This window comes from Winogradskyella ludwigii, assembly GCF_013403985.1.
Taxonomy (GTDB): domain Bacteria; phylum Bacteroidota; class Bacteroidia; order Flavobacteriales; family Flavobacteriaceae; genus Winogradskyella; species Winogradskyella ludwigii.
In genome coordinates, this window is the sequence record NZ_JABFDF010000001.1 from 797,059 (window position 1) to 810,883 (window position 13,825).

Consider the following 13,825-nt stretch of genomic DNA (forward strand, 5'->3'; position numbering starts at 1 on the left):
TTATAAGGTCTCTAAAAAATCGGTCATGTTTTGTAGAATAGATTCAAACTCAATTCTACCATTTGTAATGCCATCTATGAGATTATTCTCATAATCCACGGCTACATGATAACTTTTCTCAAGGCCTAAAATACTAATTTTATGTTTAAGTTTATGAACGTTTTCCGCGGTAAGTTTATAGTTCTTAGCTTCCAAGTTGTGATAATACACTTTTTTCTCTTCAGGAAACTCAATTTTTATGATGCCTATTAGCTTTTCTTCAAAAGCTTTATCGCCTCCAGACATGCTAGTAATGTAAGATAAATTAGGCTGTTCCATTAGGTTGTTTTTTTAATGTGAAATAAAATGTTGTGCCTTCATTTAGTTTTGAAGTTAACCAAACTTTTCCACCATATAAATCTACAATTTTCTTTACTATAGACAAACCAATACCTGTAGACTCCCCATTGTTTTCAAGTTTAGCAAAGGTTCTGAATATTTTTTCGAAATAGACTTCTTCAATACCTTTTCCGTTATCCTTAATGGCAAACTGCCAAAATATCCCTTTATCTTTTACACCGACTTCAATCGTACCATTTGGTTTATCGTTATAAGCAATGGCATTCCCAATTAAGTTTTGAAACAATTGCTGCAATCTGTATTTATCTCCTTTTACAATGGGTAAATTTGCTCTAGTGATTGTAATATGTTTAGGTATTTGAATGGTAGTTAATATATTATCTATTAATTTACTGAGATCTACATCATAGATTTCAATTTGATCTTTACCAATAGTAGAGTACTCTAAAATACCGTTAATTAAAGTATCCATTTTTTCTACATTAGTTCTAATGAGGTCTAATGTTTTTTCGCCATTAGTATCAAAAGCATCTTTATAGTCTTCTTTTAACCAAGCGGTTAAGGTATCTATACTTCTAAGTGGTGATTTTAAATCGTGAGACACCATGTGTGCATAATCGCTAAGCTCTTGGTTTTGATGAGCAAGCTCGTTTAAAAGCGATTCTTTTTGTTTGTTCATTTCAATAATCTCTTTGGTTTGATTATCAATAAAATCAACCAAATCTGAACTCTTTAATTCTACAGCAACCGCTTTGTCTTCTTCATTAAGGTTATAAAACTTAAGTGTATTGATAACATCTTTTAATTTATCAATAAGTTCCTTCTGTCCTTTTGCCTCCTTTTGTAATTTTCTATTAGCACTATACAATTCATCTGAGCTAATTGACATTGCTCTTTGAATCATTACTGATTGCTCATCAAAATTATTATATGAGCTTTCTACAGCGGCAAGAAACGATGATAATTCTCCACTAGATTTTAATTCTTCACTTATATACTTACGTAATTGACGCTTAAGTAATGAATTCATTATTCACTTATTAATGTTATAGTCATGGTTTGATTATGCAATTGGCAAGCCGTTTCTCCATGAAAAGGTGCAATTTCTCCGTAAGAGTAAAAACCACTGACAACAGTCCCTTCTCCTAAAATTTCTATGACTTCGTCTACCTCTTCTTCTACACGCTGATCTAAAACCAATTTCCGGCCAATACAACTTACTAACATGGCAAGCTCTGGTTTATGTTCTCTAAATTCTAATGCTTGTCTTGCTGCACGCTCAGATGCATTTGCAATATTATCGACGTTAGTCATCATTAATTGCACTTTAGAATTTTGTTTAATATCACCTGCTAGAATTACAGCGTTTTCTTCTTCGTTAATATTAAGAATAGACCTTACTATAGATTGCTCTTCGTCTTCTGATTTTACATTCAATGGATACAATAACGCTGCACCTGGCAAATCCTTAGCTTTATTCCCTAAATAGGTTTTATACAAATCTAATGCAGGTAAACCGTCTAACTCATAAAGTGTATTCCCTTCAGATTTTGTTACGGTTCGTTCTGGTCCAAAAGGTGTCCAACCTCCATGAATTGAAAATGTAATTTCTAAAGAATCTCCATAAAAACCAACAGCCACTATTTCTCCTTCTTTTGGATTTTCATTATAAGAGGCTAATGTTTTCTCAAAACGTGTATCATCTCCACACAAACCACCCGTAATTAATAAGTTCACATTATTAGTAGTACTCATACCACGTGTAAGTTGACTACCATTTATAAAACTACCTTCTGAGATTACAAATACATATTTCAGGCCTTCTTCAGGAAATTGTTTTACAAGATCACTACCCGTTTTAAAACTATCTAAATCTGTATTTAATACATTGCTAGTTTTTATGACGAACTTGCTCTTTTCAAACTCTATAGCCGTAATTGTAATGCTATTTTCATTTACAGTATGTGATGAAATTTCTGCACAAGCAGAACCAAAAACAATATGACCGTCTGGAAATAGTTCTCTAATTTCTTTATAAACAGAAGCGTCTTCTAAAAGAAGACGATTTCCAAAAACGATAACTAAGGGTTCTAATAATTTTTGATTTTTACCAACATAGGCCCAATCTTGGTTAGTATGCTTTACGAGTTGTACTATTTTCATATTTATTTTTTAAGTGTAAAGTAAAATGTAGTTCCCACATTTACTTCACTTTCTAACCAAATTTGACCTTCGTGTAAATCGACAATTTTTTTAACTATAGATAACCCTATTCCTGTAGAGTCTTTACTTTTATTTAAGGCGTGGAATATTTTAAATATCTTATCGTGAAATTGTTTCTCTATACCAATTCCGTTATCTTTAATTGAGAATTTATAGTGACTTTTTAAATCTTCGAAATCTATAGTTATCAATCCTTTTTCTTTATCTATAAACTTAACAGCGTTACTAATTAAATTTTGAAACAGCTGTTGCAATTTTGTTGCATCACCTTTAATTGTTGGTAAAGCATTTATTAGTTTTATCTCTATATGCTCTGGAATATAAAGCATAGACATTATATTATTAATCTTTTTATTAAGATCTACATCTGCTTTATCAGTACTATCTGTGCCAACACTAGAATAATCTAACACATCTGAAATGAGCTGCTCCATCTTTTCTAAAGTTGCTTCAATAAGCTCAAAGTTCTTTAAACTCATATCATCTAGCTTCCCTTTATTATCTTCCTTAAGCCAGCTTACTAAGGCATCTATACTTCGTAAAGGTGATTTTAAATCGTGAGAAACAATATGTGCATATTCTTGAAGCTCATCATTACTTCTCTCAAGTTTAAGAAGCAATTTTTCTTTTTGAAGTTCTAAACTTTTAAGCTCGGTAATATCTAAATGGATACCTATAGACCCAATTATTTCTCCCTCCAAATTATAATTTGGTGCTCCACTAATTAACCAGTGTCTCGTTTTTCCAAATTTACAAATGGCCTTAAGTTCATAAGAGCTAGATTCGCCCTTTTTTCTTTTTTCTTGTTCTTCTTCAATAACGCCAGATCCATCATCTATAGGATAAATTTCTCTAGATTTTTTACCTAATAACTCTTCTTCGGTATAACCAGACATTTCTGTAAAACTCTGGTTAATCATTAATATTTCGTCATCGTTATTAACCTCAACCAATCCTAAGTGCATATTGGCGATAATGTTATAATACTTTTGCTTTTGGGCTTCTACTCTTTTTCTATACGTGCGTTTTAACGTAACATCTGTAAATGTCCAAAGAAAACCTTTTGACTTTCCACTAATATTAATTGGCATATAATTTCGCTCTAGAATGGTACCATCAACCATTACGAGTTCGTCTCCAATAACGACTTTTTTGGCATTATCAATGGCATCCATACGCTGTATAAAAGCTTCTGGATCTGTAAATAATAACTTGTTATGTTCTGCTGCAGAAACGCAATCCATACCAATAAGATCAGCTGGTTTAGCTTTGAGTTTAAAAAGCTCGCAAAACTTGGTGTTAGAAAGTACTATTTTTCGATTTTCATCCTCTAAGATAATACCACTATCTAAATTTAGGATTAAGGTGGATAATCGGTTTTCTGATTCTATTAATTTTTCTTCAGATGCCTTCTCTGAAGTAATATCTCTAACAATACCTTGAGCCGCAATGGGCTTATTATGTTTATCAAAAATAATACTTCCGTTTATATGAACCCATTTTACCTCCTTTGATTTGGTATAAACTCTGGTTTCATAATCTTTAAAGAAGCCGTTTTTTTCTAATTGGTTAAAGCTATTTATGGCGTATTGAAAATCATCTTTGTAAATAAGGTTGGCTACTTTTATATTTTCTTTCTCAATATCGTAGCCAAATAATTTTGTAGCAGCCTCATTAAATTTTAGAATATTACCTTCAAAATCAATGACCACATAGGCATCAACAATATTCTCAAAGACACCTTGTAGTTCAGATGATTTTGCATCCAGTAGATTTTCGAGTTTTTGAGACGTGAAGTATAGTTCTCTTGATTTTTCTTCAAGAATTTTCTCTGCCGCTTTACGGGCACTTTTTTCTCTAGCTAGAGCACGTTTTAATATCTCTACTTGTTCTTGGCTCATTAATTTTTATTAATCACAAACCTTACTTTAGTTCCGTCTTCTTTTATTTTTTCTAATTCTATAGTCGCTGTAGAATTAAAATGTTCGAATGTTTTATTCATTAAACCAAGCCCGAAGTGATGCATAGCCCTGCTAGAGGTATAATCCATAACCAAATGATTATCTGTTTTCTCTATAACCTCAAAAGTAGGTAGCTCTGCGTCTGGGTAGATTTTTCTAACTTCTACATGAATATGATTTTCTATAGACGAAATCATTTCTATAGGATCTTTGTAAGTGGCTAAAAGCCCTGGATAACTTTTTTCTATAACACTGAAAAAATGTTCTGCATAAACTAAAAGTAAATTATCTATGGAAATGCCTGTGTTTTCACTTAAATGCTGAAGTAATTGTAACATTTCAGAAAAACTATAAGTACCAACGGATGTATAAATACCATCTGATGCTAACTCTGAACTAGAAATGATTCTATCCACCATTTCTAGACCAAATTTTTCTTCGACTAATTCTAAAAATTCAGTGAATACAATACCTTTCATTATACTTTTATTAATTCGTTAATACTCCAATAAGCCAATAGCTTTTCTAACTTAGCTACATAATGCTCATATTTAAGGGGTTTTAAAACATAACCTGCAACACCAATTTTATAACATTCTAACAAATCTTTTTGATTGTTTGAAGTCGTTAATATAATAGTAGGAATATATTTTAGAGTATCGTCATTTTTCAAAATACTCAAAAATTCTATACCATTAATTTTTGGCATGTTTAAATCTAATAAAATTATATCGGGAAGTGTGTCTTTTTGTTCTAAAATTTTCAGAGCATCTTCCCCGTTGTTAGCTTCGATAATTTTATGATTAAGTTTTAATGAAGAAATAGTTCTATTTAACTTCATGACTTCAATCATATCATCTTCTATCAGTAAAATATTTAGGGTTTTCATTAATAGTTGCTTTTAATTTATTCGGCCAAATTAATTTTAATTCACGACCTCATTTCTATAATTCGGTTAGCTGTGGTTATCTATCGACGGATGGCAAATTAGTGTCGACGAACGGTATTTGGCAAAAACGAATGTTAAGCCGCTATTCTCAATTAACTATTTAACTTATTTGTAGTTTTCAGGGCAGATAACTGGGCTTCAGTTTTTATTGTCTTAAACTGTTCCAAAAACTCTAAGGAAGCTTTTTTCGGTGTTTTTTGTTCTAAGTACATTTCAAATTCCGAAATTAATTCTAATTGTTTTAGATTTTTATTTAACAAAAAAACCTTATCATCTACAGCATTGTTTTTTAAACTTTTGGATATAAGATTATCTTTATTTTCTACTTTTCTACTACTTACTGTTCTTCTTTCTAAAGGTTTTTCATCTCTTTTAAAATTATTTATAAAATAAAAGTAGAAGCCTAAATGTCCTATTAAAGATAATCCATAAATAAATACAGTAGTCATAGTTTTGAGGTTATATGGATTAATTATACCACAAAACTAAATGTTATTATGAGTGAAAATTCTCTTTTTTGATGAATCAACCTCTTGAAACGACGAATGGTAAATAAGTGTCTTTAACTGGAATTAAGCGTCGTTTAAAATAACCTTAAATACGCGCTCTCAGCTTTTTAGGTAATCCTTTTACCACCATATCATAAGAATGATCAATTAATGTGGTAATAAACGGCGTAGAGAGTTCTCCTGATTGAATATAAACACTATTCCAGAGTCTTTTGTGCATGTGATAACCTGGCTTAATACTTTCATATTCCGCTCTAAGTTCTTGAGCGTATTCTGGGTCACATTTTAAATTGATAAATGCCTCTCCATTTTCCCAACGTTTTAATGACGCTAAAGCAAACATCTTACCCAATACCTTAAATACAAGTGTATCATTATCAAACGGAAAATGTTCAGTAACTTCTTTCTTATTTAGGCAATAATCTCTGTATTGTTCTATGTTCATGACAACAGTCGTTCCATTACTTTTTCAGGGTGTTGTAATTCTGAATACCCAAATTGTTTATATAAATGATGTGCATCTGCCGTTTTTAGCATCCAAACTTTACATGTTTGTAGTTTTGGATCTGCATGAATCGCTTCTATTAATTGTTTTGAATATCCTCTTCCTCTATAGTCTGAAAGTATAAACACATCCATTACATAGGCAAACACCGTATAATCTGTTGCAACTCTCGCAAAGCCAATTTGTTTTTCATTGAGGTAAACCCCAAAACAATGACAATGATCAATAGTTTTTTTAACCTCATCTCGAGTTCTTCCTTTTGCCCAATATGTATCAGTTAAAAAACCATGTATAACCTCAACTTGAAGCTTTATTTTATTCGTAGATATTTCTATCACTTTTCTATTTTTTTAACTTCAGACGTTTCAATTTTTAAAGCTGAATAATCTAATTTCCAACCAATAGTTTCTACCAAATTATCTATTAAACTAATGGCTTCTATCGCTTCTTGTTTGGCAATATTATACAAACCACTTTCTGGAATTTTATCCATGATATGTACTTTGGCTTTGGTATGTAGATCTGTTAAATCTGCCGCTTCAAACCTATTAAACATACCATCTTTTTTATCATAGTAGTTAATATTACTTTCTATTGACAATACTTCAGGTTGCGGAAAATGAGATAACACAACGGTTTTTAATTTTGGATTGGCAGACATTTCTACTTTACTCAAATCAAAACCAACATGTGCTTTGGCATTAATGACAACCAATGCTTTTTTGCGACTAGAAATTAGTTTTAAAAATTTTTCTTTAACGTCTTCGTAATGATAAATTTCAGCGAAATCTCCTTCGACGGTTACAAATTTGCATACGCGTTTTATCTTGTCTAAAAGTAAAATTGATTGCTCGTTAGTAACCTTTTTGGTTTTCCATTGTTTATAAATGGTCACTAAACCTAAAGTGACTAAAATACTGATGATAATTATAAAAAAAGTTTCCATATGGTTTTAAATATATGACACTAGCATGAGCTTTTTGTCACATGCAATTAATCTATTACTTTATACAAGATAGGTTTACTTGGACTTGCGTCGTTTTCAAAAGGTGCAATTTGTAGGTTAAGCATATAGCAACCATCCTCAATTTTATTAGACACGTAAATAAACTCTGTAATTGTAGCATCTAATCTTAATTTTCCTGAAGTATTCCAAAATGCATTGTGTGCTAATAACTCTCCTCTATCACTCTCTTTATCTACACTTGGTAAATCTATAAGGAGATGATCTACTCCTTTAGTTTTTAGATATTCTGCAGCATCTTCTTGTAAATAAGTAGGATTAGTGTTTGAGTATTGTCTCGATAATTTATCACGCGTGTTTGGCATGGTTCTAATTACAATAGCTTTACGTTTTTTATTTCCTATTGCAAATTGTAATTGTTTTTTAGAAATCACATAATCTTCACCTAATTTTTCTGGTGCGACCGTAATCACTTCAGCCAAAAAGAAAAACTGTTTTAAATGTTTATTTATAGAATATACCTTTTCTGTAATATGACCAACTGTTTCAGTGTGTGTTCCATGCGCATGCGGATTAAAAGTAATGGTATTAAAATTAACTACAGCTCCGTTGGCAACACTTATATTTTCTCCATCGATAATTTCTGGTTCTATCTTTGGCGGATCCAAATACCAAGCATTTACATTGGTTGACTTCCCTGTTAAGGGAATAGAAATATCTAAAGGTTGTGATAAATCTATTTTTAATTTTCTTGAATTATATTGTATAGTTGCTATCATTTATACTTAATTTACTTGTGCTGAAAATATCAGCATTTTGGTATTTTTTTTATCTTTTGTTTGTAATAACTAAAGATTCAAAACCTTCTAAAACTAGTTTAGCCTAAAAAGCTCACTCGCAATACCATCACATAAAAACTGTCCTTTTTTAGTGACACGTAAATGCGCATCTTCAATATACAATAATTGTTGTTTTATAAAAATTTCTGATTGCTCAATTAAATAGTCTTTATAATCTGCTCCAAAATCAGCCTCAACTTTATGAAACGACACTCCCCAAATTGTTCGTAAGCCTGTCATTACATATTCGTTATACTGATCTATTTTCGTTAAGGTTTCAATCTCTATTGGTAATTGACCGTCTTCTATAGATTTTATATATTTTGAATTATTTTTTACATTCCAACCACGTTGTTTACCATTAAAAGAATGTGCAGATGGCCCAATACCCAAATACGATTTCCCTTGCCAATAGGCCGAATTATTTTTACTAAAATAGCCGTCTTTCCCAAAATTAGACAATTCATAATGTACAAAACCTTCAGCTTCTAATTTATCTTTTAATATATGAAACTGATCGTGTGCTTGCTCATCATCTACATTATCAATAATTCCTTTTTTAATAAAGGACGCTAAGGCCGTTTTGGGTTCTACAGTTAATGCATAGCTCGAAATATGAGGCACATTAAAACTTAAAGCCATTTCTATATTTGCAAGCCATTGCTCATTTGATGCTCCCGGAACTCCATAGATTAAATCTAAAGAAATATTATCGAAGTGTTTTGTCGCTTCCTCTAAACAAGATTTAGCTTCATCTGAGTTATGTGCGCGATTCATTAGTTTTAAATCAGCTTCGAAGAAGGACTGAATGCCAATGGACAAACGATTGATTCTACTTTTAGACAACGCAATAATTCGGTCTTTAGATAAATCATCAGGATTTGCTTCGAGTGTAATTTCCGGATCTTGAGAAACTTCATAGTTTTTATAAACCGCATCTATGATAAATTGTAATTCGTCATTGGTTAATAAACTTGGTGTTCCTCCTCCAAAATAAATAGTTTCAACGGTTGTATTTTTAAATTCGTCTTTTCTGAGTTCTAATTCTTTGGTCAAAGCATTAACGAGGTCATCCTTTTTTTTCATTGAGGTCGAAAAATGAAAGTCGCAATAATGACATGCTTGCTTGCAGAATGGTATGTGTATGTAGATGCCTGACATTTCGTTTTTAGTATTCTAATTGGTGTTTTCTATTCTTCAAACAAATCATATAAAGTCGCAATTCTTAGATCGCAATACAATTTCATAAACTGATAATTCAGCATATCAAATTGGCTTCCGTAAATTTCTCTTCGCGTTTCCCAAGATTCGTATGCTGGGAATTTCAGTTTAAATTGTTCCTCTACAAATTTTTCCCAGTGCTTTTCTGAAGCTTTAAAAGTGGAAATAAATGTGGAATCCTTTTGATTAATCTTTAGTAACGCTACAACTAAAGAATCTTTTGTTTTCTGTGATTCATACCAGTCTTGGTGTGCTATATCATTAGCTTCAACCTGTCCTTGACTGAAACAAGAATATGATAAACAGAATACTAAAACTATAATTATGTATTTCATTTAATAGTATTATAGATTTCTGCCTTCGCAGCAATTAGAACCAGTTACTTTTTAACGCGTCCTTCATTCTGTTTTACAAAAGCTCCCCAACCAGAGTAACTTTTTCCAACTTCAACACGACCTTGGTTATAAAAATGACAAACAGCTGCTGCCAAACCATCCATGGAATCCAGGTTTTTAGGAATGGTTTTTAATCCTAACATGCTTTGCAGCATTTTAGCGACTTGCTCTTTACTAGCATTTCCGTTTCCGGTAATTGCCATTTTAATTTTCTTTGGCGCATATTCTGTAATAGGCACTTCGCGAGACAAACCAGCTGCCATAGCTACACCTTGCGCTCGTCCTAATTTGAGCATACTTTGCACGTTTTTACCAAAAAAGGGAGCTTCAATGGCTATTTCGTCTGGATGATAGGTATCAATGAGTTCAATGGTACGTTCAAAAATGAGTTTCAATTTTAAATAATGATCATCGTATTTTTTGAGCATAAGCTCGTTGAGTTGTAGAAATTCCATTTTTTTACCGACAATTTTTATGAGTCCAAAACCCATAATTGTTGTACCAGGATCAATACCTAAAATAATTTTTTCTTTACTCATTTACATGATTTATCATTTGAATTTATGATCTGAGATATTCCGTTTTTATTCTTATTGAAATAAAAAAATGAACATCATTAATTAATTGCAATACTGGCAACCACTTAACGACACTGCAACACCAAAAGTAAGGTTAAAAACACTACCATTAAAAGCACCTAAACCACTTAAAACAGGATTATAATCGTCTAAAGATGTTACTCCGTAAATGTAAGCCACATCTGTATAAACAGACAATTTATCATTAATAGCATAATGCAACTCTAAACCGCCTAAGAGATTTAAAAACGTCTGCTTATTTTCTCCTAAAGTACCCAGTGGTTTTGCAAAAGTAATCCCTGGACCAGCATGCAAAACAGTTCGCATTCGTATGGGTAAAAAACCAATAAGATTAGAAGGATCATATATAAACTGAGCGTTTATTCTAGAATAATTAATTTTAAAATCGGGTGTATCGTCATCATTTTTAAAACGATTAAATCCAAAATCTAATTTAACGCCATATTCGGTTGTAAGCATACGCTGAATCCCAAGATTAATCGTTGGAAAATTAACCGCTTTTGCATAAGATCCTTTTACAAAACCATCTGTTGTTGGGTAATTTACACCAACCGCAAATAGCGCTTTCCATTCTGCAGTGTCTCTTATTTGCGCCTGACTATTGAAGGTTACAAAAACGATAATAAAAAAGAAAAGGTATTGTTTAAAATAGTGTCGCATCTGTTAGTTTTTGGTTTAATTTGTACTATGCCTTCTAAAGTACCTTACAAAATTAAACAATTCTTCTTTGTACTTATTAAATTGAGTATTGTAGTTGGTGCATTTTATTTTATCTATTCTAAAATCATTAAAAATGAATATATAGAATTCAGCCAATTTATATCACTTTTAAAGGAAAATAACACTTTTTCAGCTAAAACCATCTCTTTTTTAATCCTTTTAAGCTGTTTTAATTGGTTTTTCGAAATTTTAAAATGGCAACAATTAATAAAGGTCATAAAACCAATTTCTTTTAAATCTGCTGCAGAGCAAAGTTTGGGCGCACTTACAGCGTCGTTAATTACACCCAACCGCATTGGCGATTATGGTGCCAAAGCTATGTATTACACTAGCACATTCAGAAAAAATATCTTGGGACTAAATCTTATTGGCAATTTAGCACAAATGACCATAACCACATTTTTTGGTGTTATAGGCTTAATGCTATTTATTAACCGCTATTCTATTGCTATTAATTATTTAAGAGTAGCACAATTTGGCACTACGCTCTTAATCATTGGTTTAATTATTTGGTTAGTTGTTAAGAAAAAATGGCTCAAAATAAAAGGATTTTCATCCGTTTCTATTTTAGATTTCACAAAATCTATTCCTTTAAAGACTCATGGATTAAACCTAATATTATCACTGTTTAGATATGTTGTGTTTTCGTTCCAATTTTATTATTTGTTACACGTATTTGGTGTTAACATCTCTTATAGTGACGCCATGATTACAATTTCGAGCATGTATTTATTGGCTTCAATAATACCAACCATTTCAATCTTTGATGTGGTTATAAAAGGAAGTATTGCTGTGTTTCTATTTGGTTATATTGAAATTAATGAATTAACCATCTTATCTATTACAACGCTCATGTGGTTACTAAATTTTGTAATTCCAAGTACTATTGGAAGCTATTTTGTGCTTAATTTTAAACTTCCTAAACCTATAGAACAATGCTAACCATTTTAGTCGTTTTTATCACTATTGCATATCTTGTTGTTATTGCTTTGCTCACCTATGGTTTTGATAAAGTTAAAAATTTTAAACTACAAGATTTACAACCTAAGACTAAATTCTCTGTCGTCATTCCTTTTAGAAATGAAGCTGAAAACTTACCAAAATTATTAGCCTCAATTTCAAACTTGAATTATCCAAAAGCGATGTTTGAAGTTATTTTGATTGATGATGATTCTGAAGATGATTCGGTTTCAATTATAGAAAACTTTGTTAATACATCACGGAAAAATCATGACACTTTAGTTGATGCTATTAAAATTATTAAAAACTCAAGAACTTCAAATTCACCTAAAAAAGATGCGATAACCTCAGCGATTAAAATTTCAAAATTTAATTGGATTGTAACCACTGATGCCGATTGTCTTTTACCTAAATATTGGCTAGATACTTTTGATGAATGTATACAAACCAGACAAGTAAATTGCATCGTTGCTCCTGTTACTTATCATGGAAAGACGTCTTTTTTTAATCGTTTTCAAACCTTAGATTTTTTGAGTTTACAAGGAGCTACAATTGGTGGTTTTGGTATTAAAAAACCTTTTATGTGTAATGGTGGTAATTTTGCGTATTGTAAATCTGATTTTTATACTGTGAATGGTTTTGATGGTAATACTACTATTTCTAGTGGAGATGATGTATTTCTGCTTGAAAAACTAAGGCATCTAGATGCAAAAAAGGTTTATTATTTAAAATCGAAACACGCTATTGTAACTACCAATCCAACTGAAACTACTAAACAATTAATTCAGCAACGGTTGCGATGGGCCTCAAAAACAAGTAATTACAAATACTGGTTTGCCAAATTAGTTGGACTCATAGTATTGCTAGGGAATTTGATTTTTATAGGATTAATTCCTGCGGTTTTATTTACCAATCTCTCGCTAAAAATAGGCATTGCTTTATTTGTTATTAAATTTAGCATAGACTTCTTATTGCTCTTTAAAACCTCTCGATTTTTTAAACAAGAAAACCTTCTACTTTCCTATTTATTATCGAGCTTCATTTATCCCTTCTTTAATGTTTATATCGCTTTTTTATCGTTTTTTACGTCTTATGAATGGAAAGGTAGAAGCGTTAAAAACTAAAAGAACTCTGAATCTTAATTGATTCTAACAATAACAGGCAATTCAAAAGCTGTAGTTACTTGCTGACCTCTTTTAATGGCTGGATATATTTTAGGAACACTTTTTAAACTCTGACGTAAAAGACTGTCAATCTTAGGGATTTCTTGAATAGTTTCAGGCTGAATAGTAATCGATTGCACGGCTAAAAATCCCGATTTATCAATTTTTATTTTCATAATTATGGTATCATTAACATCATTAGAAACCACTAAGTTTTGTGCTGATAAAAAGGCGTTTACATTACTCGTCAATGTATTTTGAAAACAAATTTGGATATCTTCCTTTGCTTTTATAGCATCACAACCTGAAAAGGTAGGATAGGTATCTACTTCATTCCAATTAAAAGTCTGTAGTTCTTCCTCAAGCAAATCTTCAGGATAGACTTTCTTCTTTTCAAAATAATTGCAAGACGTTGCAAGAAGTAGAATTAAAAGACAAACAATTCGGTTCATTACTAGAGTTCTGATAGCGAAAAGTA

At 31.3% G+C, this 13,825-nt stretch carries 18 protein-coding genes; 2 read left to right on the forward strand and 16 right to left on the reverse strand.

Annotated elements, in window-relative coordinates:
- The 15 genes from HM981_RS03270 to HM981_RS03340 form a co-directional block, all read right to left on the reverse strand.
- Window positions 1–318, reverse strand: coding sequence for an Hpt domain-containing protein (locus HM981_RS03270; protein WP_179337143.1), 318 nt, complete (start codon window positions 316–318; stop codon window positions 1–3).
- Window positions 305–1,369, reverse strand: a complete 1,065-nt coding sequence (locus HM981_RS03275) for a sensor histidine kinase (RefSeq protein WP_179337144.1) — start codon at window positions 1,367–1,369, stop codon at window positions 305–307. The genes HM981_RS03270 and HM981_RS03275 overlap by 14 nt, the downstream gene beginning before the upstream one ends.
- Window positions 1,369–2,502: an FIST signal transduction protein gene (locus HM981_RS03280; RefSeq protein ID WP_179337145.1), complete on the reverse strand. Its 1,134-nt coding sequence runs from the start codon at window positions 2,500–2,502 to the stop codon at window positions 1,369–1,371. The genes HM981_RS03275 and HM981_RS03280 overlap by 1 nt, the downstream gene beginning before the upstream one ends.
- A gap of 2 nt (window positions 2,503–2,504) precedes the next feature.
- Complete coding sequence (locus HM981_RS03285) at window positions 2,505–4,463, reverse strand: PAS domain-containing sensor histidine kinase (protein ID WP_179337146.1); 1,959 nt, start codon at window positions 4,461–4,463, stop codon at window positions 2,505–2,507.
- The gene (locus HM981_RS03290; RefSeq protein ID WP_179337147.1) at window positions 4,463–5,002 is read right to left on the reverse strand and encodes a heme NO-binding domain-containing protein; all 540 of its coding nucleotides are present in this window, start codon (window positions 5,000–5,002) and stop codon (window positions 4,463–4,465) included. The genes HM981_RS03285 and HM981_RS03290 overlap by 1 nt, the downstream gene beginning before the upstream one ends.
- The gene (locus tag HM981_RS03295) at window positions 5,002–5,412 is read right to left on the reverse strand and encodes a response regulator (RefSeq protein WP_179337148.1); all 411 of its coding nucleotides are present in this window, start codon (window positions 5,410–5,412) and stop codon (window positions 5,002–5,004) included. The genes HM981_RS03290 and HM981_RS03295 overlap by 1 nt, the downstream gene beginning before the upstream one ends.
- 152 nt (window positions 5,413–5,564) lie before the next feature.
- Complete coding sequence (locus HM981_RS03300) at window positions 5,565–5,921, reverse strand: hypothetical protein (protein WP_179337149.1); 357 nt, start codon at window positions 5,919–5,921, stop codon at window positions 5,565–5,567.
- Window positions 5,922–6,066: 145 nt separating this feature from the next.
- On the reverse strand, window positions 6,067–6,426 hold the full coding sequence (locus tag HM981_RS03305; RefSeq protein WP_179337150.1) for an MmcQ/YjbR family DNA-binding protein: 360 nt from the start codon (window positions 6,424–6,426) through the stop codon (window positions 6,067–6,069).
- Entirely contained in the window at window positions 6,423–6,824 is a 402-nt protein-coding gene (locus HM981_RS03310; RefSeq protein WP_179337151.1) for a GNAT family N-acetyltransferase, read from the reverse strand. Before HM981_RS03310 ends, HM981_RS03305 begins: the two co-directional genes overlap by 4 nt.
- Complete coding sequence (locus tag HM981_RS03315; RefSeq protein WP_179337152.1) at window positions 6,821–7,432, reverse strand: DUF4230 domain-containing protein; 612 nt, start codon at window positions 7,430–7,432, stop codon at window positions 6,821–6,823. The genes HM981_RS03310 and HM981_RS03315 overlap by 4 nt, the downstream gene beginning before the upstream one ends.
- A 47-nt stretch (window positions 7,433–7,479) precedes the next feature.
- The gene (locus tag HM981_RS03320) at window positions 7,480–8,229 is read right to left on the reverse strand and encodes a cyclase family protein (protein ID WP_179337153.1); all 750 of its coding nucleotides are present in this window, start codon (window positions 8,227–8,229) and stop codon (window positions 7,480–7,482) included.
- Between the two features lie 93 nt (window positions 8,230–8,322).
- Window positions 8,323–9,450 (reverse strand): radical SAM family heme chaperone HemW, encoded by a 1,128-nt coding sequence (hemW, locus tag HM981_RS03325; protein ID WP_179337154.1) that lies wholly within the window; start codon window positions 9,448–9,450, stop codon window positions 8,323–8,325.
- A 29-nt stretch (window positions 9,451–9,479) separates the two neighbouring features.
- Complete coding sequence (locus tag HM981_RS03330; protein ID WP_179337155.1) at window positions 9,480–9,845, reverse strand: hypothetical protein; 366 nt, start codon at window positions 9,843–9,845, stop codon at window positions 9,480–9,482.
- Window positions 9,846–9,889: 44 nt separating this feature from the next.
- Window positions 9,890–10,444: a crossover junction endodeoxyribonuclease RuvC gene (gene ruvC / locus HM981_RS03335; protein ID WP_179337156.1), complete on the reverse strand. Its 555-nt coding sequence runs from the start codon at window positions 10,442–10,444 to the stop codon at window positions 9,890–9,892.
- 81 nt (window positions 10,445–10,525) lie between these two features.
- Complete coding sequence (locus HM981_RS03340) at window positions 10,526–11,164, reverse strand: cell envelope biogenesis protein OmpA (protein WP_179337157.1); 639 nt, start codon at window positions 11,162–11,164, stop codon at window positions 10,526–10,528.
- 27 nt (window positions 11,165–11,191) lie between these two features.
- On the opposite strand from HM981_RS03340, the gene HM981_RS03345 reads away from it, so the two are divergent.
- Window positions 11,192–12,166 carry a lysylphosphatidylglycerol synthase domain-containing protein gene (locus HM981_RS03345; protein WP_179337158.1) on the forward strand — a complete coding sequence of 325 codons (975 nt, stop codon included), beginning with the start codon at window positions 11,192–11,194 and terminating at the stop codon, window positions 12,164–12,166.
- Window positions 12,160–13,308 (forward strand): glycosyltransferase, encoded by a 1,149-nt coding sequence (locus HM981_RS03350; RefSeq protein WP_179337159.1) that lies wholly within the window; start codon window positions 12,160–12,162, stop codon window positions 13,306–13,308. The genes HM981_RS03345 and HM981_RS03350 overlap by 7 nt, the downstream gene beginning before the upstream one ends.
- 14 nt (window positions 13,309–13,322) lie before the next feature.
- Here the strand turns inward: HM981_RS03350 and HM981_RS03355 are convergent, their stop codons facing one another.
- Window positions 13,323–13,799, reverse strand: coding sequence for a hypothetical protein (locus tag HM981_RS03355; protein WP_179337160.1), 477 nt, complete (start codon window positions 13,797–13,799; stop codon window positions 13,323–13,325).
- Window positions 13,800–13,825 lie beyond the last annotated feature (26 nt).

What these genes read in the sequence shown, in the direction of transcription:
- HM981_RS03270 (WP_179337143.1), bottom strand. Translation starts at nt 318, where the DNA reads ATGGAACAGCCTAATTTATCTTACATTACTAGCATGTCTGGAGGCGAT.
- HM981_RS03275 (WP_179337144.1), bottom strand. Translation starts at nt 1,369, where the DNA reads ATGAATTCATTACTTAAGCGTCAATTACGTAAGTATATAAGTGAAGAA.
- HM981_RS03280 (WP_179337145.1), bottom strand. Translation starts at nt 2,502, where the DNA reads ATGAAAATAGTACAACTCGTAAAGCATACTAACCAAGATTGGGCCTAT.
- HM981_RS03285 (WP_179337146.1), bottom strand. Translation starts at nt 4,463, where the DNA reads ATGAGCCAAGAACAAGTAGAGATATTAAAACGTGCTCTAGCTAGAGAA.
- HM981_RS03290 (WP_179337147.1), bottom strand. Translation starts at nt 5,002, where the DNA reads ATGAAAGGTATTGTATTCACTGAATTTTTAGAATTAGTCGAAGAAAAA.
- HM981_RS03295 (WP_179337148.1), bottom strand. Translation starts at nt 5,412, where the DNA reads ATGAAAACCCTAAATATTTTACTGATAGAAGATGATATGATTGAAGTC.
- HM981_RS03300 (WP_179337149.1), bottom strand. Translation starts at nt 5,921, where the DNA reads ATGACTACTGTATTTATTTATGGATTATCTTTAATAGGACATTTAGGC.
- HM981_RS03305 (WP_179337150.1), bottom strand. Translation starts at nt 6,426, where the DNA reads ATGAACATAGAACAATACAGAGATTATTGCCTAAATAAGAAAGAAGTT.
- HM981_RS03315 (WP_179337152.1), bottom strand. Translation starts at nt 7,432, where the DNA reads ATGGAAACTTTTTTTATAATTATCATCAGTATTTTAGTCACTTTAGGT.
- HM981_RS03320 (WP_179337153.1), bottom strand. Translation starts at nt 8,229, where the DNA reads ATGATAGCAACTATACAATATAATTCAAGAAAATTAAAAATAGATTTA.
- hemW (WP_179337154.1), bottom strand. Translation starts at nt 9,450, where the DNA reads ATGTCAGGCATCTACATACACATACCATTCTGCAAGCAAGCATGTCAT.
- HM981_RS03330 (WP_179337155.1), bottom strand. Translation starts at nt 9,845, where the DNA reads ATGAAATACATAATTATAGTTTTAGTATTCTGTTTATCATATTCTTGT.
- ruvC (WP_179337156.1), bottom strand. Translation starts at nt 10,444, where the DNA reads ATGAGTAAAGAAAAAATTATTTTAGGTATTGATCCTGGTACAACAATT.
- HM981_RS03340 (WP_179337157.1), bottom strand. Translation starts at nt 11,164, where the DNA reads ATGCGACACTATTTTAAACAATACCTTTTCTTTTTTATTATCGTTTTT.
- HM981_RS03345 (WP_179337158.1), top strand. Translation starts at nt 11,192, where the DNA reads ATGCCTTCTAAAGTACCTTACAAAATTAAACAATTCTTCTTTGTACTT.
- HM981_RS03350 (WP_179337159.1), top strand. Translation starts at nt 12,160, where the DNA reads ATGCTAACCATTTTAGTCGTTTTTATCACTATTGCATATCTTGTTGTT.
- HM981_RS03355 (WP_179337160.1), bottom strand. Translation starts at nt 13,799, where the DNA reads ATGAACCGAATTGTTTGTCTTTTAATTCTACTTCTTGCAACGTCTTGC.